At 70.4% G+C, this 17,451-nt stretch carries 18 protein-coding genes; 16 read left to right on the top strand and 2 right to left on the bottom strand.

All coding sequences use genetic code 11. The features are described from left to right. The first annotated feature begins 69 nt into the window (after nt 1–69). The 16 genes from prfA to V2J85_RS23675 all read left to right on the top strand — a co-directional run bounded on the left by prfA (nt 70) and on the right by V2J85_RS23675 (nt 15,191). Nucleotides 70–1,149: a peptide chain release factor 1 gene (prfA, locus tag V2J85_RS23750; RefSeq protein ID WP_261955694.1), complete on the top strand. Its 1,080-nt coding sequence runs from the start codon at nt 70–72 to the stop codon at nt 1,147–1,149. Between the two features lie 36 nt (nt 1,150–1,185). Then, on the top strand, nt 1,186–2,031 hold the full coding sequence (gene prmC, locus V2J85_RS23745; RefSeq protein WP_261955693.1) for a peptide chain release factor N(5)-glutamine methyltransferase: 846 nt from the start codon (nt 1,186–1,188) through the stop codon (nt 2,029–2,031). 52 nt (nt 2,032–2,083) lie between these two features. Next, nucleotides 2,084–2,731, top strand: coding sequence for an L-threonylcarbamoyladenylate synthase (locus V2J85_RS23740; protein WP_261955692.1), 648 nt, complete (start codon nt 2,084–2,086; stop codon nt 2,729–2,731). Beyond that, a complete protein-coding gene (locus tag V2J85_RS23735) occupies nt 2,728–3,411 on the top strand; it encodes an arsenate reductase/protein-tyrosine-phosphatase family protein (protein ID WP_410011268.1) in 684 nt (227 codons plus the stop codon). Before V2J85_RS23740 ends, V2J85_RS23735 begins: the two co-directional genes overlap by 4 nt. Before the next feature lie 129 nt (nt 3,412–3,540). Next, nucleotides 3,541–4,908 carry a serine hydroxymethyltransferase gene (locus V2J85_RS23730; RefSeq protein WP_261955690.1) on the top strand — a complete coding sequence of 456 codons (1,368 nt, stop codon included), beginning with the start codon at nt 3,541–3,543 and terminating at the stop codon, nt 4,906–4,908. Between the two features lie 111 nt (nt 4,909–5,019). After that, complete coding sequence (locus V2J85_RS23725) at nt 5,020–6,351, top strand: MraY family glycosyltransferase (protein WP_330822657.1); 1,332 nt, start codon at nt 5,020–5,022, stop codon at nt 6,349–6,351. 288 nt (nt 6,352–6,639) lie between these two features. Next, nucleotides 6,640–7,077, top strand: a complete 438-nt coding sequence (locus V2J85_RS23720) for a Cg1360 family ATP-synthase-associated protein (protein WP_261955688.1) — start codon at nt 6,640–6,642, stop codon at nt 7,075–7,077. A gap of 279 nt (nt 7,078–7,356) precedes the next feature. Beyond that, nucleotides 7,357–8,151 (top strand): F0F1 ATP synthase subunit A, encoded by a 795-nt coding sequence (gene atpB, locus V2J85_RS23715; RefSeq protein WP_261957429.1) that lies wholly within the window; start codon nt 7,357–7,359, stop codon nt 8,149–8,151. 76 nt (nt 8,152–8,227) lie between these two features. Then, nucleotides 8,228–8,479 (top strand): ATP synthase F0 subunit C, encoded by a 252-nt coding sequence (atpE, locus tag V2J85_RS23710; RefSeq protein WP_033266712.1) that lies wholly within the window; start codon nt 8,228–8,230, stop codon nt 8,477–8,479. A gap of 39 nt (nt 8,480–8,518) precedes the next feature. Continuing rightward, nucleotides 8,519–9,085, top strand: coding sequence for a F0F1 ATP synthase subunit B (locus V2J85_RS23705; RefSeq protein ID WP_261955687.1), 567 nt, complete (start codon nt 8,519–8,521; stop codon nt 9,083–9,085). After that, the gene (locus V2J85_RS23700) at nt 9,082–9,897 is read left to right on the top strand and encodes a F0F1 ATP synthase subunit delta (protein WP_261955686.1); all 816 of its coding nucleotides are present in this window, start codon (nt 9,082–9,084) and stop codon (nt 9,895–9,897) included. The genes V2J85_RS23705 and V2J85_RS23700 overlap by 4 nt, the downstream gene beginning before the upstream one ends. A 210-nt stretch (nt 9,898–10,107) precedes the next feature. Next, on the top strand, nt 10,108–11,700 hold the full coding sequence (atpA, locus tag V2J85_RS23695; protein ID WP_261955685.1) for a F0F1 ATP synthase subunit alpha: 1,593 nt from the start codon (nt 10,108–10,110) through the stop codon (nt 11,698–11,700). Between the two features lie 20 nt (nt 11,701–11,720). Beyond that, complete coding sequence (locus V2J85_RS23690) at nt 11,721–12,641, top strand: F0F1 ATP synthase subunit gamma (RefSeq protein ID WP_261955684.1); 921 nt, start codon at nt 11,721–11,723, stop codon at nt 12,639–12,641. Between the two features lie 5 nt (nt 12,642–12,646). Beyond that, entirely contained in the window at nt 12,647–14,089 is a 1,443-nt protein-coding gene (gene atpD, locus V2J85_RS23685) for a F0F1 ATP synthase subunit beta (RefSeq protein ID WP_261955683.1), read from the top strand. 108 nt (nt 14,090–14,197) lie between these two features. After that, a complete protein-coding gene (locus V2J85_RS23680; RefSeq protein ID WP_261955682.1) occupies nt 14,198–14,581 on the top strand; it encodes a F0F1 ATP synthase subunit epsilon in 384 nt (127 codons plus the stop codon). Nucleotides 14,582–14,747: 166 nt separating this feature from the next. Next, a complete protein-coding gene (locus V2J85_RS23675; protein ID WP_030414133.1) occupies nt 14,748–15,191 on the top strand; it encodes a DUF2550 domain-containing protein in 444 nt (147 codons plus the stop codon). A 269-nt stretch (nt 15,192–15,460) separates the two neighbouring features. Here V2J85_RS23675 and V2J85_RS23670 read toward each other — a convergent pair whose 3' ends face one another. Both V2J85_RS23670 and V2J85_RS23665 read right to left on the bottom strand, forming a co-directional pair. Then, nucleotides 15,461–16,150: a response regulator gene (locus V2J85_RS23670; protein ID WP_261955681.1), complete on the bottom strand. Its 690-nt coding sequence runs from the start codon at nt 16,148–16,150 to the stop codon at nt 15,461–15,463. Beyond that, nucleotides 16,147–17,385, bottom strand: a complete 1,239-nt coding sequence (locus V2J85_RS23665) for a sensor histidine kinase (RefSeq protein ID WP_330822656.1) — start codon at nt 17,383–17,385, stop codon at nt 16,147–16,149. Before V2J85_RS23665 ends, V2J85_RS23670 begins: the two co-directional genes overlap by 4 nt. Nucleotides 17,386–17,451: the final 66 nt, after the last annotated feature.

Genomic DNA, 17,451 nt, shown 5'->3' with positions numbered 1-17,451 from the left:
CGGCGCCTTTTTTGGCGGGGGACGCCCCCCGGGTAGAGACAGTCAGCCAGCCAGCAGAGGAACCCCACGATGTTCGAGGCGGTCGAAGAACTGATCGGTGAGCACGCCGATCTCGAAAAGCGGCTGGCCGACCCCGCGGTCCACGCCGACCAGCGCGAAGCCATGCGGCTCAACAAGCGCTACGCCGAGCTGACCCCGATCATCGCGACGTACCGCGAGTGGAAGCAGACCGGCGAGGACATCGAGACCGCCCGTGAACTCGCGGCGGACGACCCGGACTTCGCCGACGAGGTCAAGGAGCTCGACGCCCGTCGCGAGGAGCTGACCGAGAAGCTGCGGCTGCTGCTCGTCCCGCGCGACCCCAGCGACGACAAGGACGTCATCCTGGAGGTCAAGGCCGGCGAGGGCGGCGAGGAGTCCGCGCTGTTCGCCGGCGACCTGCTGCGGATGTACCTGCGCTACGCCGAGCGGGTCGGCTGGAAGACCGAGATCCTCGATGCCAACGAGTCCGACCTCGGCGGCTACAAGGACGTCCAGGTCGCCGTGAAGACCAAGGGCGGCAACGGCGCGGTCGAGCCCGGCCAGGGCGTCTGGGCGCGGCTGAAGTACGAGGGCGGGGTGCACCGCGTCCAACGCGTGCCCGCCACCGAGTCGCAGGGCCGGATCCACACCTCCGCGGCCGGCGTGCTGGTCACGCCCGAGGCCGAGGAGGTCGAGGTCGAGATCCTCGCCAACGACCTGCGGATCGACGTCTACCGCTCGTCCGGGCCCGGCGGCCAGTCCGTCAACACCACCGACTCCGCAGTGCGCATCACCCACCTGCCCACCGGCATCGTCGTCTCCTGCCAGAACGAGAAGAGCCAGCTCCAGAACAAGGAGCAGGCGATGCGCATCCTGCGCTCCCGGCTGCTGGCCGCCGCGCAGGAGGAGGCCGAGCGCGAGGCGTCGGACGCCCGGCGCAGCCAGGTCCGCACGGTCGACCGCTCCGAGCGCATCCGCACGTACAACTTCCCCGAAAACCGCATTTCGGACCACCGCGTCGGCTTCAAGGCGTACAACTTGGACCAGGTGCTCGACGGCGAGCTCGACCCGGTCATCCAGGCGTGCGTCGACGCCGATTCGGCCGCCAAGCTCGCCGCCGCCCAGTAAGCCCGCTCGACCCGTCCGCACGGCTGGAGGACCCCCGTGAACCTGCTGCTCGCCGAGGTGGCCCAGGCCACCCAGCGGCTGGCCGACGCCGGCGTGCCCTCACCCCGCTTCGACGCCGAGGAGCTCGCCGCGCACGTGCACGGCGTCAAGCGGAGCCAGCTGCACGCGGTCCCCGACGCGGACTTCGACGCCCGCTACTGGGAGGCCGTCGCCCGCCGCGAGGCCCGTGAGCCGCTCCAGCACATCACCGGCCGGGCCTTCTTCCGCTACCTCGAACTCCACGTCGGGCCAGGGGTGTTCGTGCCCCGGCCGGAGACCGAGTCGGTGGTCGGCTGGGCGATAGACGCCGTGCGGGCCATGGACGTCGTCGAGCCCCTCATCGTCGACCTGTGCACCGGCTCCGGGGCGATCGCACTCGCCCTGGCGCAGGAGGTGCCGCGCTCCCGGGTGCACGCCGTGGAGCTGTCCGAGGAGGCCCTGGCGTACGCCCGCAAGAACGTCGAGGGGTCCCGCGTCGTTCTCCATCACGGCGACGCGCTGACCGCGCTTCCCGAACTGGACGGCCAGGTCGACCTGGTCGTCTCCAACCCGCCGTACATCCCGCTGACCGAGTGGGAGTACGTCGCACCCGAGGCACGCGACCACGACCCCGAGCTCGCGCTGTTCTCGGGCCAGGACGGCCTGGACACCATCCGCGGCATCGAGCGGACCGCACACCGCCTGCTGCGGCCCGGCGGCGTGGTCGTCATCGAGCACGCGGACACCCAGGGCGGGCAGGTGCCGTGGATCTTCACCGAGGAGCGGGGCTGGGCCGACGCGGCCGACCACCCCGACCTCAACAACAGGCCCCGTTTCGCCACCGCGCGCCGGGCGATGCCATGACGCCCACCGCCTTGATGAACCCCCCAACCGTTCGGCACCAGGAGGACCGCTAATGGCACGGCGATACGACTGCAGCGACGCGACCGACCGCGCGACCGGTCTGCGTGAGGCCGCCTCGGCCGTCCGCCGCGGTGAGCTGGTCGTGCTGCCGACCGACACCGTCTACGGCATCGGCGCGGACGCCTTCAGCGCGGAGGCCGTGGGCGACCTGCTGGAGGCCAAGGGCCGCGGCCGCGGCATGCCCTCCCCGGTCCTCGTCGGCTCGCCCAACACGCTGCACGGCCTGGTCACCGACTTCTCCGAGCTGGCCTGGGAGCTCGTCGACGCCTTCTGGCCCGGCGCGCTCACCCTCGTCGCCCGGCACCAGCCGTCCCTGACCTGGGACCTCGGCGAGACCGGCGGCACGGTCGCGGTCCGCATGCCGCTGCACCCGGTCGCGATCGAGCTGCTGACCGACGTCGGCCCGATGGCCGTCTCCAGCGCCAACCTCACCGGCCACCCCTCCCCGCAGGACTGCGACGCCGCACAGGAGATGCTGGGCGACGCGGTGTCCGTCTACCTCGACGGCGGCCCGACGCCCGCCGCCGTGCCGTCCTCGATCGTCGACGTCACCGGCAAGGTCCCGGTGCTGCTGCGCGAGGGCGCGCTCGGCGCCGACGAGCTGCGCAAGGTGGTACCCGAGCTCAAGGTGGCCAATTGATGGCGCCCCTGGGGCGTGGCATAGCGGGACCAGGCGACGACACCGACCCCCCGGTACCTTCTCCGCCCCTTTTCCGGATCCTCCACGTCAGCACCGGCAACGTCTGCCGCTCGCCCATCACCGAGCGGCTGCACCGCCATGCCCTGGAGCGGCGGCTCGGCGGCGCCCACTGCGGCGGGCTGATCGTGGAGAGCGCCGGCACCTGGGGCCACGAGGGCGCCCCGATGGAGGCGCACGCCGCCACGGTGCTGACCGACTACGGCGCGGACCCGGCCGGCTTCATCGGCCGGGAACTCCTCGACGAGCACGTCATCCGCGCCGACCTGGTCCTGACCGCGACCCGCGACCACCGCGCACAGGTCATCTCGATGGGCCACTCCGCGGGGCTGCGCACCTTCACCCTCAAGGAGTTCAACCGGCTGGTGCGGGCCATAGACCCCGCCACGCTGCCCGAACCCGACCCGGACCTGCCGGACGGCGGGCTGGTCGAGCGGGCCCGGGCGCTGGTCGGCGCGGCCGCCGCGCTGCGCGGCTGGCTGCTCGCGCCCAACCCGGAGTCCGACGAGGTCTACGACCCCTACGGCGCCCCCATCACGTTCTTCCGCTCCATCGGCGACGAGATCAACCAGGCCCTCGACCCGGTCGTCACCGCCCTCACCGGGCTGCCCGCGCGGGCCTGACCCGGTGCCGCTCCGGCGGGCCGTGGCGGGCCACCGGGCCGGCCGTGCCCCGGGCGGCCCGCACACCGCGCCCGATCGGGCGGCCGCGCCTACATTGGGACTACGTCCCGACGAGGCCCGGAGCACGCCATGCCCGCCACCACCGCGTCACCCCGCAGCGAGACCCCGGCCGACCACGCGCCGGCCGCCGCCACCGCCGACGAGACGCTCCAGGACCGGGCCCGGGCCGCCGCCCGCGAGGGGGTCACGCACCCCGCCGGTGCCCCGGACTTCGGCGCGCTGCTGCGGCAGGACCCGGAGATCGCCGGCGTCCTGCTCGGCGAGAGCGCCCGGCAGAGCGACGGACTGCAGCTCATCGCCGCGGAGAACTTCACCTCACCGGCGGTCCTGGCGGCCCTCGGCTCCCCGCTGGGCAACAAGTACGCCGAGGGGTACCCGGGCGCGCGGCACCACGGCGGCTGCGAGATCGTCGACCTCGCCGAGCGGATCGCCGTGGAGCGCGCCAAGGCCCTTTTCGGCGCCGAACACGCCAACGTCCAGGCCCACTCCGGGTCTTCGGCCGTTCTGGCCGCCTACGCCGCCCTGCTGCGCCCCGGAGACACCGTCCTCGCCATGTCCCTGCCGCACGGCGGACACCTCACCCACGGATCGCCCGCCAACTTCTCCGGCCGCTGGTTCGACTTCGCCGGCTACGGCGTCGACGAGGAGACCGGACTGCTGGACTACGACGCGATCCGCGAGCTGGCCCGGGCCCGCCGCCCCAAGGCGATCGTCTGCGGCTCGATCTCCTACCCCCGGCACCTCGACTACGCCGCCTTCCGCGACATCGCCGACGAGACCGGCGCGTACCTGATCGCGGACGTCGCGCACCCGATGGGGCTGATCGCCGGGGGAGTGGCGCCGAGCCCCGTGCCGTACGCGCACGTGGTGTGCGGCACCACCCACAAGGTGCTGCGCGGGCCGCGCGGCGGGATGCTGCTGTGCGGCGCCAAACTGGCCGAGCGGATCGACCGTGCGGTGTTCCCCTTCACCCAGGGGGGCGCGCAGATGAACGCGGTCGCCGCCAAGGCCGTCGCCTTCGCGGAGGCCGCCACCCCGGCGTTCGGCGCGTACGTCCGCCAGGTCGTCGCCAATGCCCGGGCGCTCGCCGCGGCGCTCGCCGACCAGGGGCTGACGATCACCACCGGGGGCACCGACACCCATCTGATCACCGCCGACCCCACGCCGCTGGGGCTTGACGCCCGGACCGCCCGGGGCCGGCTGGCGGCCGCCGGGATCGTGCTGGACACCTGCGCGCTGCCGTGCGCACAGGGCGCCGCCGCCCGCCGTACGGGGCTGCGGCTGGGCACCGCCGCGGTCACCACCCAGGGGATGGCCGAGGCGGAGATGACGCAGGTCGCGGGGCTGATCGCGGCGGCGCTGCGGGAGGACGGCGCGGCCCGCCGGGAGACCGTCGCCCTGGTCCACCGATTTCCGCCCTATCCCGCCCACGGGTGACGGCCGGAACCGCGCGCTGACACCCGGCGTCTTCTCCTGTATTCACGGCCAGGGGGCGGACCCGCATAGGGTGTGGGGCTGTGATGGCCAGCTATACCTCTGGGGCAGCCCGTGCGTGAATACCTGCTGACGCTGTGCGTCACGGCCGCGATCACCTATCTGCTGACCGGGCCGGTGCGGAAATTCGCGATCGCGGCCGGCGCGATGCCGGAGATCCGCGCGCGTGACGTGCACCGCGAGCCGACACCGCGGCTCGGCGGCATCGCCATGTTCGGCGGGCTGTGCGCCGGTCTGCTGGTGGCCTCGCACCTGACCAACCTCAAGAGCGTCTTCGAGAACTCCGACGAGCCGCGGGCGCTGCTGTCCGGCGCCGCGCTGATCTGGATCCTCGGCGTGCTCGACGACAAGTGGGGCGTGGACGCGCTGGTCAAGCTGGGCGGCCAGATGATCGCCGCGGGCGTGATGGTGCTGCAGGGCCTGACGATCCTGTGGATCCCGATCCCGGGCGTCGGCACGGTCTCGCTCACGCCGATGCAGGGCACGCTGCTGACCGTCGCCCTGGTCGTGATCACCATCAACGCGGTGAACTTCGTCGACGGCCTGGACGGGCTGGCCTCGGGCATGGTGTGCATCGCCGCCGCGGCGTTCTTCATGTACGCGTACCGGATGTGGTTCGGCTACGGCATCGAGGCCGCCGCGCCCGCAACGCTGTTCTCGGTCGTCCTGATGGGCATGTGCCTGGGCTTCCTGCCGCACAACATGCACCCGGCGCGGATCTTCATGGGCGACTCCGGATCGATGCTGATCGGCCTGGTGATGGCGGCCGGCGCGGTGTCGGTGACCGGCCAGGTCGACCCGGACCTGCTCAACCAGAAGGCGGGCGGTCTGCGCGAGGCCACCCACGCGATGGTGCCGGTCTACATCCCGCTGCTGCTGCCGCTGACCGTCATCGCGGTGCCGGTCGCCGACCTGATCCTGGCCATCGTGCGGCGCACCTGGAAGGGACAGTCGCCGTTCGCCGCCGACCGCGGGCACCTGCACCACCGGCTGCTGGAGATCGGCCACTCGCACAGCCGCGCGGTGCTGATCATGTACTTCTGGTCGGCGCTGATCGCGTTCGGCGCGGTGGCCTATTCGGCGAACAACGCCAGCATGTGGATCGTGCTGGGCATCGTGCTGCTCAGCGCGGTGGGCCTGGTGCTGCTCCTGCTGCCGCGCTTCACGCCGCGGGCGCCGCGCTGGGCGGAGCGGATGGTGCCGCCGCGCTACCGCAGGGTGGTCCGTACGGTGCTGGCGCCGGCGGCCGGCGACGCGGGCGGGACGACGGCCGACGGGGTGCCGGCGGAGGCGCCGGAGCCGCTCCCGGCGGGGATCAACGGGGCCACCGCGATCGGCGACCGGTCACGCTTCGTGGACCGGCGCAAGGCGGGCAGTCACCGCTGATCCCGGGCTGGGATCGCTCGAACGGGCACCGAAAACCGGGACGGTTGACTCCATACCAGACAAAAAACCGGCTGTCAGTGCACCAACGCGCGGGTTCACGCTCAAGTGTGACAGGGTCCACACGAACCAGGTAAAGACCTCATCAAATAGTTTGTGATACCGTTCACGAAACCCGGCGACAGAGCCGAAGGACCGTAGTGCGACGGCCCTTTGGCCTCAGGTTCCGCCTCAGGCCGGGTCTACGCTCGTCCCTGACGACACACCCCCACCCCATGCCGGAGCGCCGCCATGCAGTCGAATGACGCCCGACTACTCCTTCACGCCGTTGTGCCCACGCTCGCCCTCGGCGTCGTCGCCGTTGCCGTGAGCGCGGTGGTCGCGGGCGCGGCAGGAGCGATCGGCGCCGTCGTCGGCACCGTGCTGGTTCTGCTCGTCATGGGCGCGGGCCTGGTGGTCCTGCAGAAAACCGCGAAGAACCTGCCGCAGCTGTTCCAGATGATGGGGCTGCTGCTTTACACGACGCAGATCCTGTTCGTGCTGCTCTTCCTGCTCGCGTTCAAGGACACAACGCTGTTCGACACCAAGGCATTTGCGTTCACCTTGCTCGGTGCCACCCTCGTATGGATCGCGGCGCAGACCCGCGGTCATATGAAGGCAAAGATTCTGTACGTGGATCCCGACTCCGCCGAAGGCAAGAAGGCGGAGACGGCGGGGTCGCCGACGTGACACGTAGGGCCGAGATAAATGCCCTCATGCGGGCCTGCTATCGTCCGGTGCCAACTGCGGCACAGTTGGCGCAGGCGGCTGAGCTCCCGGATCCCACGGGATGGAACGGGAAGTTCTCGCGGCCGATGCCTGTGATCCGGCCCGGCCCAGCGCCGGCCAGCCGCCCCCCAATCCGCAAGACCAGTCCAGTGCCGCTCCGTGGCTCAACGCCGCGCCGACACAACGAGGTTGCCGTACCCATGCGCCACGCTGAAGGAGCTCGCGGTGAGTGCTGAAACGATGCTCGCCTTCGAGACCGACTGCCACATCTTTTCCGGGTGCGGCTTTGATGCTCCCGGGCTTCATAACTTCGTCTTCAAGCCGCTCTTCACGATCGGCGGCTACGAGTTCAACAAGCCGATGCTGCTGGCTCTGCTCAGCACGGTCGTCGTTGTCGGCTTCTTCTGGGCCGCATTCGGCAAGGCGAAGGTGGTCCCCGGAAAGCTGCAGATGATCGGCGAGGCGGGCTACGACTTCGTGCGCCGCGGACTCGTCTATGACGCGCTCGGGAAGAAGGAGGGCGACAAGTACGTCCCCTTCATGGTCTCGCTGTTCTTCTTCGTGTGGATCATGAACCTGTGGTCGATCGTCCCGGTCGCCGCCTTCCCGGTGACCTCGGTCATCGCCTTTCCCGTGGGCCTCGCGGCGCTCGTCTACATCCTGTGGGTCTTCCTGACCTTCAAGAAGCACGGTTTCGTCGGCGCCCTGAAGAACATCACCGGCTATGACAAGTCGCTCGGCTGGGTGCTGCCGCTGATCATCGTCATCGAGTTCCTCTCGAACATGATCATCCGGCCCTTCACGCACGCGGTCCGGCTCTTCGCGAACATGTTCGCGGGCCACCTGCTGATCGTGATGTTCACCGTCGCCAGCTGGTACCTGCTGAACGGTGTCGGCGTCGTCTACGCCGGCGCCTCGTTCCTCATGACCCTCGCGATGACGGCCTTCGAGCTCTTCATCCAGGCCGTCCAGGCGTACGTCTTCGTGCTCCTGGCCTGCAACTACGTTCAGGGCGCGCTCGCCGAGCACCACTGAGCACCCTGCCTCCCAGCCCAACAGCTGTCCGGTGGCCAACCCCCACCGGTACGTGAAATGAGAAGGAAGTAACGGCATGTCCGCTGCTCTCGAGACCGTCAACCTCGCCTCCGCGAACGCCTTCACCGGCAGCGCCAGCGCGATCGGCTACGGCCTTGCGGCCATCGGCCCCGGCGTCGGCGTCGGCATCATCTTCGGTAACGGCACCCAGGCCCTGGCCCGCCAGCCCGAGGCCGCCGGCCTGATCCGCACCAACCAGATCATGGGTTTCGCCTTCTGTGAGGCGCTCGCCCTCATCGGCATCGTCATGGGCTTCGTTTTCAAGTAAACGAAACCCTCGACATCCATTCAGACGGAAGGCACTGATGTGAACGCCCTGGTCACCATGGCGGCGGAGGTTCCCGAGAACCCCCTGATCCCGCCGATTCCAGAGCTGGTCATCGGCCTGATCGCTTTCTTCATCGTCTTCGGCATCCTCGCCAAGAAGCTCCTCCCGAACATCAACAACGTTCTGGACGAGCGCCGGAAGCAGATCGAAGGCCGGATGGAGGAAGCCGAAGCGCTTCAGGCCGAGGCCCAGCAGGTGCTCGCGGACTACCGGGCACAGCTGGCCGACGCCCGCCACGAGGCCGCGCGTCTGCGCCAGGAGGCGCAGGAGCAGGGCGCGACCCTCATCGCGGAGATGCGCGCCGAGGGCCAGCGGCAGCGTGAGGAGATCATCGCTGCCGGTCACGCCCAGATCGAGGCGGACCGCAAGCAGGCCGCGCAGTCGCTGCGTCAGGACGTGGGCAAGCTCGCCACCGACCTGGCCGGCAAGCTCGTCGGCGAGTCCCTCGAGGACCACGCCCGGCAGAGCCGGACCATCGACCGCTTCCTCGACGAGATCGAGGCCAAGGCGGCGTCGGACGCGACGAAGGCTGAGGCCGGCCGATGAACGGAGCGAGCCGCGAGGCACTCGCCTCCGCACGCGAGCAGCTCGACGCGCTGACGGACAACCCTTCCGTCGACGCCGCGAAGCTCGCCGAGGAGCTGGCTGCCGTCACCGCTCTGCTCGACCGCGAGGTGTCGCTGCGTCGGGTCCTGACCGACCCGGCGCAGGCCGGCGAGGCCCGGGCCGAACTGGCCGGACGGCTGCTCGGCAGCCGGATCGGCGGCCCGGCCACCGACCTGGTGACCGGCATGGTCCGCGCGCGCTGGTCGCGCTCGCGTGACCTGGCGGACGCGCTCGAGGAGCTGGCCTTCAGCGCCGACCTCGTCGCCGCCCAGCGGGCCGGTGCCCTCGACGACGTCGAGGACGAGCTGTTCCGGTTCGGCCGGATCGTCGGTGCCAACCCCGAGCTGCGCCGTGCGCTGACCGACCGGAACGCGGCGGCGTCGGCCAAGACGGAGCTGCTGCGTTCGCTGCTGGGCGGCCGGGCCAACCCGGTCACCGAGCGCGTCGTGATCCGTCTTGTCGTACAGCCGCGGGGCCGTAGCCTGGAAGCGGGGCTCGACGCCCTCTCCAAGCTGGCGGCGCACCGCCGGGACCGGATGGTCGCGGTGGTCACCTCCGCGGTGCCCCTCAGCGAAGGACAGCGGGAGCGGCTGAGCGCCTCCCTGACCGCGCTGTACGGCCGGCAGATCCACCTGAACCTCGACGTGGACCCCGAGGTCCTCGGCGGCGTCCAGGTACGGATCGGCGACGAGGTCATCAACGGGACCATCGCGGAGCGCCTCGACGAGGCGACCCGGCGGATGGCCGGCTGACCCAGCCACCAACTCAAGAGCTGCACAACCGGCGGCCAGGCGCCGGACCAGCCGGCCGGACCGAGAGGTCCGGCTGCGGTCCGGAAGAAGCCCCGGGGACCAGCACCAGCATGACGGCGGCCCGAGTTGGGCCGTAAGCGGAAAGCCCCTGGGGACAACCCCAGACCCCGCAAGTAACTTCGGGCCCAACAAGGAGAGCAGGGAACCCAGATGGCGGAGCTCACGATCCGGCCGGAGGAGATCCGGGACGCGCTGGAGAACTTCGTCCAGGCGTACAAGCCGGACGCGGCCTCGCGCGAGGAGGTCGGCACGGTTAGCGATGCCGGTGACGGCATCGCACACGTCGAGGGACTGCCCTCGACGATGGCGAACGAGCTGCTGAAGTTCGAGGACGGCACGCTCGGTCTTGCGCTGAACCTTGAAGAGCGCGAGATCGGTGCGGTCATCCTCGGTGAGTTCAGCGGCATCGAGCAGGGCCAGTCGGTGCAGCGCACCGGCGAGGTGCTCTCGGTCGCCGTGGGCGAGGGCTACCTCGGCCGCGTCGTCGACCCGCTGGGCAACCCGATCGACGGCCTCGGCGAGATCGAGACCGACGGCCGCCGCGCCCTGGAGCTGCAGGCCCCGGGCGTCATGGTCCGTAAGTCGGTGCACGAGCCGATGGAGACCGGCTACAAGGCCGTCGACTCGATGGTGCCGATCGGCCGCGGCCAGCGTCAGCTGATCATCGGTGACCGCCAGACCGGCAAGACCGCCCTGGCCGTCGACACGATCATCAACCAGCGCGACAACTGGCGCTCGGGCGACCCCAAGAAGCAGGTCCGCTGCATCTACGTCGCCATCGGCCAGAAGGGCTCCACCATCGCGTCCGTGCGCGGCGCGCTGGAGGAGGCCGGCGCCCTGGAGTACACCACCATCGTCGCCGCCCCGGCGTCCGACCCGGCGGGCTTCAAGTACCTCGCGCCCTACACCGGCTCGGCCATCGGCCAGCACTGGATGTACCAGGGCAAGCACGTCCTGATCATCTTCGACGACCTTTCGAAGCAGGCCGACGCCTACCGCGCCGTGTCCCTGCTCCTGCGCCGTCCGCCGGGCCGCGAGGCCTACCCGGGCGACGTCTTCTACCTGCACTCGCGTCTGCTGGAGCGCTGCGCCAAGCTCTCCGACGACATGGGCGCCGGCTCGATGACCGGTCTCCCGATCGTCGAGACCAAGGCGAACGACGTGTCGGCGTTCATCCCGACCAACGTCATCTCCATCACCGACGGCCAGTGCTTCCTGGAGTCGGACCTGTTCAACGCCAACCAGCGTCCGGCGCTGAACGTCGGTATCTCCGTCTCCCGCGTCGGTGGTTCCGCCCAGCACAAGGCCATGCGCCAGGTCTCCGGCCGGCTCCGCGTGGACCTCGCCCAGTACCGCGAGCTGGAGGCGTTCGCCGCCTTCGGTTCCGACCTGGACGCGGCCTCCAAGGCGCAGCTGGAGCGCGGTAAGCGCATGACCGAGCTGCTCAAGCAGAGCCAGTACAACCCGTACCCGGTCGAGGACCAGGTCGTCTCCATCTGGGCCGGCACCAACGGCAAGATGGACGACGTCCCGGTCGAGGACATCCGCCGCTTCGAGCGCGAGCTCCTCGACCACCTCCACCTGGAGAAGAAGGACCTCCTGACCAGCATCCGCGAGGGCGCCAAGATGTCCGACGACACCATCGGGGCGATCTCCGAGGCCGTCGACGGCTTCAAGCGGCAGTTCGAGACCTCGGACGGCAAGCTGCTCGGCGAGGACACCACGGCCGGCACGAGCAAGTGACGACGGAAGGGACCTGATCCATGGGAGCCACGCTCCGGGTCTACAAGCGTCGCATCCGCTCCGTCACCGCGACCAAGAAGATCACCAAGGCGATGGAGATGATCGCCGCCTCGCGCGTCGTCAAGGCGCAGCGCCAGGTGGCGGCGTCGACGCCGTACGCGAGTGAACTGACCCGCGCGGTGACAGCGGTTGCCACCGGCTCGAACACCCAGCACGCCCTGACGACCGAGGCGGAGAGCCCGGTCCGGGCCGCACTGCTGCTCATCACGAGCGACCGCGGTCTGGCCGGCGGTTACTCCTCCAACGTCATCAAGGCCGCGGAGCAGCTCACCGAGCGGCTCAAGGCCGAGGGCAAGGAGGTCGACGCCTACATCGTCGGGCGCAAGGGTGTGTCGTACTACAGCTTCCGCGAGCGCAAGGTCGTGGAGTCGTGGACCGGTTTCACCGACAGCCCGACGTACGCGGACGCCAAGACGATCGCCGCACCGCTGATCGAGGCCGTGCAGAAGGACACCGCAGAGGGCGGCGTGGACGAACTCCACATCGTCTTCACGGAGTTCGTCTCGATGATGACGCAGACGGCGCTGGACGACCGGCTGCTGCCGCTGTCCCTGGACAAGGCGGCCGCCGAGTCGGCGGAGTCGTCCAAGGGCGAGATCCTTCCGCTGTTCGATTTCGAGCCGTCGGCCGAGGACGTCCTCGACGCCCTGCTGCCGCGGTACGTCGAGTCGCGGATCTACAACGCGCTGCTGCAGGCCGCCGCCTCCAAGCACGCCGCCACCCGGCGTGCGATGAAGTCGGCGACCGACAACGCAGAAGAGCTCATCAAGTCGCTCTCGCGGCTTGCCAACGCGGCCCGCCAGGCCGAAATCACCCAGGAAATCAGCGAGATCGTCGGTGGCAGTGCCGCACTGGCCGACGCGACCGCGGGGAGTGACTGACAACTATGACCACCACTGTTGAGACGGCCGCGGCGACGGGCCGCGTCGCCCGTGTCATCGGCCCGGTCGTCGACGTGGAGTTCCCCGTCGACGCGATGCCGGAGATCTACAACGCGCTGACCGTCGAGGTCGCGGACCCGGCCGAGGCCGGTGTCAAGAAGACCCTGACCCTCGAGGTCGCCCAGCACCTGGGCGAGGGCCTGGTCCGTGCGATCTCCATGCAGCCCACCGACGGCCTGGTCCGCCAGGCCCCGGTCACCGACACGGGCAACGGCATCACCGTCCCGGTCGGCGACATCACCAAGGGCAAGGTGTTCAACACCCTCGGTGAGATCCTGAACAAGCCGGAGGCCGAGTCCGAGGTCACCGAGCGCTGGGCGATCCACCGTAAGGCGCCGTCCTTCGACCAGCTCGAGTCGAAGACCGAGATGTTCGAGACCGGCGTCAAGGTCATCGACCTGCTGACCCCGTACGTCAAGGGCGGCAAGATCGGTCTGTTCGGTGGTGCCGGTGTCGGCAAGACCGTTCTGATCCAGGAAATGATCTACCGCGTGGCCAACAACCACGACGGTGTGTCGGTGTTCGCCGGTGTCGGCGAGCGCACCCGTGAGGGCAACGACCTCATCGAGGAGATGCAGGACTCCGGCGTCATCGACAAGACCGCGCTGGTCTTCGGTCAGATGGACGAGCCGCCGGGCACCCGTCTCCGCGTCGCGCTGGCCGGTCTGACCATGGCGGAGTACTTCCGCGATGTGCAGAAGCAGGACGTGCTGTTCTTCATCGACAACATCTTCCGCTTCACCCAGGCCGGTTCCGAGGTGTCGACCCTGCTCGGCCGGATGCCCTCCGCGGTGGGTTACCAGCCGAACCTGGCCGACGAGATGGGTCTCCTCCAGGAGCGCATCACCTCGACCCGTGGTCACTCGATCACCTCGATGCAGGCGATCTACGTCCCCGCGGACGACCTGACCGACCCGGCGCCGGCGACGACCTTCGCGCACCTCGACGCGACGACGGTTCTGTCCCGTCCGATCTCGGAGAAGGGCATCTACCCGGCGGTCGACCCGCTGGACTCGACGTCCCGGATCCTGGACCCGCGGTACATCACGCAGGAGCACTACGACTGCGCCTCGCGCGTCAAGACGATCCTGCAGAAGTACAAGGACCTCCAGGACATCATCGCGATTCTGGGTATCGACGAGCTCGGCGAGGAGGACAAGCTCACCGTCCACCGCGCCCGTCGCATCGAGCGGTTCCTGTCGCAGAACACCCACGTGGCGAAGCAGTTCACCGGCGTGGACGGTTCGGACGTGCCGCTGGACGAGACGATCGCCGCGTTCAACGCGATCGCGGACGGCGACTACGACCACTTCCCCGAGCAGGCCTTCTTCATGTGCGGTGGTCTCGAGGACCTGAAGGCGAACGCCAAGGAGCTGGGCGTCTCCTGACCCCCGTACCGGTCCCGGGGGCGGCCCTGGCCGCCCCCGGTCCGTACGACCACTAGTATTTGACCCAACATCTGCCACACCAGGCAGGTGGAGACCCGAGGAGCCATCGTGGCTGAGCTGCACGTCGAGTTGGTCGCCGCCGACCGTCAGGTCTGGTCCGGCAAGGCCAGCCTGGTCGTCGCGCGCACCTCGTCGGGCGACATCGGCGTCATGCCCGGACACCAGCCGCTGCTCGGCGTGCTGCAGTCGGGCCCGGTGACGATTCGTACGACCGGCGAAAGCGGGGACGGCACCGTCGTCGCCGCCGTGCACGGCGGCTTCATCTCGTTCGCCGACAACAAGCTGTCCCTGCTCGCAGAGGTGGCCGAGCTGTCGGACGAGATCGATGTCCAGCGCGCGGAGCGGGCCCTGGAGCGAGCGAAGTCGGACGCTGACGCGGCCGCCGAGCGTCGCGCCGATGTCCGGCTGCGTGCGGTGACGGGCGTTCACTGAGCCCCGTCGCCGACGAGATCGATCCTCAGCCGCGGGCTGCCCGGAATTCTCCGGAGCGGCCCGCGGCTGAGGCAATGCAGGTGCGTTTCCTCCCCCGCAAGCGGGAGGTACCCCCACCCCCGGGTTCCGTCCGGGGACACCCAACGAGGCGAGGAGGTCGGTCGAGATGGTCCTCGCTCTGCTTGTGAGCGGCGCGGTCGTGGTGCTGGTGCTGCTGGGGCTGTTCGTCTTCGGACTGAGGCGGCGGCTCATCCAGCGGTCCGGCGGCACCTTCGACTGCAGTCTGCGCTGGAACGTGCCGGAGAACGAGCCCAGCGGCAAGGGCTGGATCTACGGCGTGGCGCGCTACAACGGCGACCGGATCGAGTGGTTCCGGGTCTTCTCGTACGCGCCCCGGCCCCGCCGCCTGCTGGAGCGCTCCGCCATCGAGGTGCTGGAGCGCCGCACCCCGCAGGGTGAGGAGGAGCTCGCCCTGCTCTCCGACTCCATCGTGCTGGCCTGCCGGCACCGCGGCACCCGCCTGGAACTGGCGATGAGCGAGGACGCGCTCACGGGTTTCCTGGCCTGGCTGGAGGCGGCCCCACCGGGCCAACGAGTCAATGTGGCTTGAGTAAGGCGTTCTCGTTGGGTGGGGGTGCCCCCGGACGGAGTCTGGGGGAGAGTCAATGTGGCTTGAGTAAGGCGTTCTCGTTGGGTGGGGGTGCCCGCAGACGGCGTCCGGGGAGCGTCGATGTGGCTTGAGGGCTGATGCGGCTTCCGGGGGTGCGGGGGCGGGGCCCCGGGTCCCTAGGGCGGGGGCGAACGGATCCCGTAAGGGTCGCGCGGGCCCCCTGCGGGGCCACAACGCGAGGGTGGGGGAGGGTATTCCGTAGGGTGCTTCTACGGTCCGTCGACTCCCAACTCCTGGGCCAGGACTGCCGCTTGGACCCGGCTGCGGAGGTCGAGTTTGGCCAGGAGGCGGCTGACGTGGGTTTTGACGGTGGCCTCGGCCATCGCCAGCCGTAAGGCGATGTCGGCGTTGGAGAGGCCGCGGCCCAGGCAGCCCAGTACCTCCCGTTCGCGCGGCGTCAGTGCGTCCAGGACCGCCGGATCGGGGGCGTCCGCGTCCCGTGCCGCCCGCGCCGCCGTACGCGGGCTGGCGAATTCCGCGATCAGCCGGCGGGTGACCGCGGGGGCGATCAGGCCCTCGCCGGACGCCACCGTGCGCACCGCGGTCAGCAGCGCACCCGCATCGCTGTCCTTGAGCAGGAAGCCGGCGGCGCCCGCCCGCAGCGCCCCGAAGACGTACTCGTCCAGGTCGAAGGTGGTCAGCACCAGGACGTCCGCCAGCTTCTCGGCGACCACTTGGCGGGTGGCGGAGACCCCGTCCAGCCGCGGCATCTGAATGTCCATCAGAACGAGGTCGGGCCGCAGTTCCCGGGCCTGCCGCACCGCCTCCTCCCCGTCCTCCGCCTCCCCGACGACCTCGATGTCGGGGGCGGAGCGCAGGATGAGGACCAGCCCGGCCCGTACGGCGGACTGGTCCTCGGCGACGAGAACCCGGATCGGCTGCGCGTCGGCGCCTGTCATCGTTGCTCTTCCTCCTCGGCCGCGGGCAGCGCTGCCCGCACCAGCCAGACTCTGCCGGCCGGCCCGCTCTCCGGGCCGGCCTCGAATGCCCCGCCCAGCAGGGCGGTCCGCTCGCGCATCCCGACCAGGCCGGTGCCCGACCCCGGGGCGCGGGGTCCGGGCCGGTCGGCGAACGGGCTGCGGACGGTGACGGTGAGCGCCCCGCCGCGGTCGTGGGCGATCCGCACCCGGACCTCGCCGGGCGCGGCGTGCTTGAGCGCGTTGGTCAGCGACTCCTGGACGATGCGGTAGACCGCCAGCTCGACCGGGGCGGCGGTGCGCGGGCCGGGCCCGGTGCCGTCCGGGTGGCGGGCGTCGTCCAGGGCGAAGGTCAGTCCGCTGCTCGCGCCGTTCGTGCGGGCCTGGGCGATCAGCGCGTCCAGCCCGTCGAGGGTGGGGGTGGCGGCCGGCTCCTCGGCGTACTCGGTGGTGGCCTTCGGGTCGCGCAACAGGCCGATCAGCCGGCGCATTTCGGACAGGCCCTGCACGCTGTTCTCCCGGATGACGCCGAGCGCCTCGCGGGTCGCCGACGGGTCGTCGATGGACTGGGCGGCGGTGGCGTGGATCGCGATCGCGGACAGGTGGTTGGCGACCATGTCGTGGAGTTCCCGGGCCATCCGCGCGCGTTCGCCCGCCACCGCCTGGGTGCGGTCCATCTCGGCCAGCAGCGCGGTCTGCTCGGCCCGCAGCCGGGCGGACTCGGCGTCGTCGCGGTGGTTGCGGATGATCAGGCCGGTCCAGGCGGGCGCGATGGTGATCAGCGCGATGCCGATGACGACCATCACGACCTGCGGGTTCTGCCACGCCGCGGTCAGTGCGACGGCCGCCACGACCGTCACCAGCACCGAGTACAGCGGGATCCGGCGGGCCGCGGCGGCCCGGCCGTAGAGCACCGCCGCGTAGACGACGTCGGTGAACATCAGGACGGTGGCGACGAGCGTGCCGGCGCAGATGTCCAGCGCCAGGGCGGGCACCGCGATGCCCAGGGCCGCCAACGGGGCGGTCCGGCGCAGCAGTTCCGCACCGGACATCGTGGTGAGCGCGACGAGGGTGAGCGCGGGCGGCAGTCCCAGCCGCGGTGGTCCGCCGTGCAGGTCCATCGCCCACAGCAGCAGTCCGCCGAGCAGCCCGCCGCCCGCGATGAGCACATCGAGTCGGTGCGGCCGGCCGATGGCGGCGGGGGAGCTGGCGGTCACCCCTCCATCAAACACGGCGGCGGCGCCCGCTGCCTCCACGTCGCGGTCATCCCCGCGTTCCGCGCG

Origin of the sequence: Streptomyces bugieae, from assembly GCF_036352915.1 — a bacterium.
Lineage (GTDB): Bacteria > Actinomycetota > Actinomycetes > Streptomycetales > Streptomycetaceae > Streptomyces > Streptomyces endophytica.
The sequence above is the reverse complement of the archived record's forward strand: the minus strand, read 5'-3'. Positions and strand labels throughout refer to the sequence as shown.

Coding starts and splice junctions, on each gene's coding strand:
- V2J85_RS23730 (WP_261955690.1), top strand. CDS start 3,541: ATGCCCGCCACCACCGCGTCACCCCGCAGCGAGACCCCGGCCGACCAC.
- atpB (WP_261957429.1), top strand. CDS start 7,357: ATGCTCGCCTTCGAGACCGACTGCCACATCTTTTCCGGGTGCGGCTTT.
- prfA (WP_261955694.1), top strand. CDS start 70: ATGTTCGAGGCGGTCGAAGAACTGATCGGTGAGCACGCCGATCTCGAA.
- atpA (WP_261955685.1), top strand. CDS start 10,108: ATGGCGGAGCTCACGATCCGGCCGGAGGAGATCCGGGACGCGCTGGAG.
- V2J85_RS23690 (WP_261955684.1), top strand. CDS start 11,721: ATGGGAGCCACGCTCCGGGTCTACAAGCGTCGCATCCGCTCCGTCACC.
- V2J85_RS23675 (WP_030414133.1), top strand. CDS start 14,748: ATGGTCCTCGCTCTGCTTGTGAGCGGCGCGGTCGTGGTGCTGGTGCTG.
- V2J85_RS23740 (WP_261955692.1), top strand. CDS start 2,084: ATGGCACGGCGATACGACTGCAGCGACGCGACCGACCGCGCGACCGGT.
- atpD (WP_261955683.1), top strand. CDS start 12,647: ATGACCACCACTGTTGAGACGGCCGCGGCGACGGGCCGCGTCGCCCGT.
- V2J85_RS23670 (WP_261955681.1), bottom strand. CDS start 16,150: ATGACAGGCGCCGACGCGCAGCCGATCCGGGTTCTCGTCGCCGAGGAC.
- V2J85_RS23720 (WP_261955688.1), top strand. CDS start 6,640: ATGCAGTCGAATGACGCCCGACTACTCCTTCACGCCGTTGTGCCCACG.
- atpE (WP_033266712.1), top strand. CDS start 8,228: ATGTCCGCTGCTCTCGAGACCGTCAACCTCGCCTCCGCGAACGCCTTC.
- V2J85_RS23700 (WP_261955686.1), top strand. CDS start 9,082: ATGAACGGAGCGAGCCGCGAGGCACTCGCCTCCGCACGCGAGCAGCTC.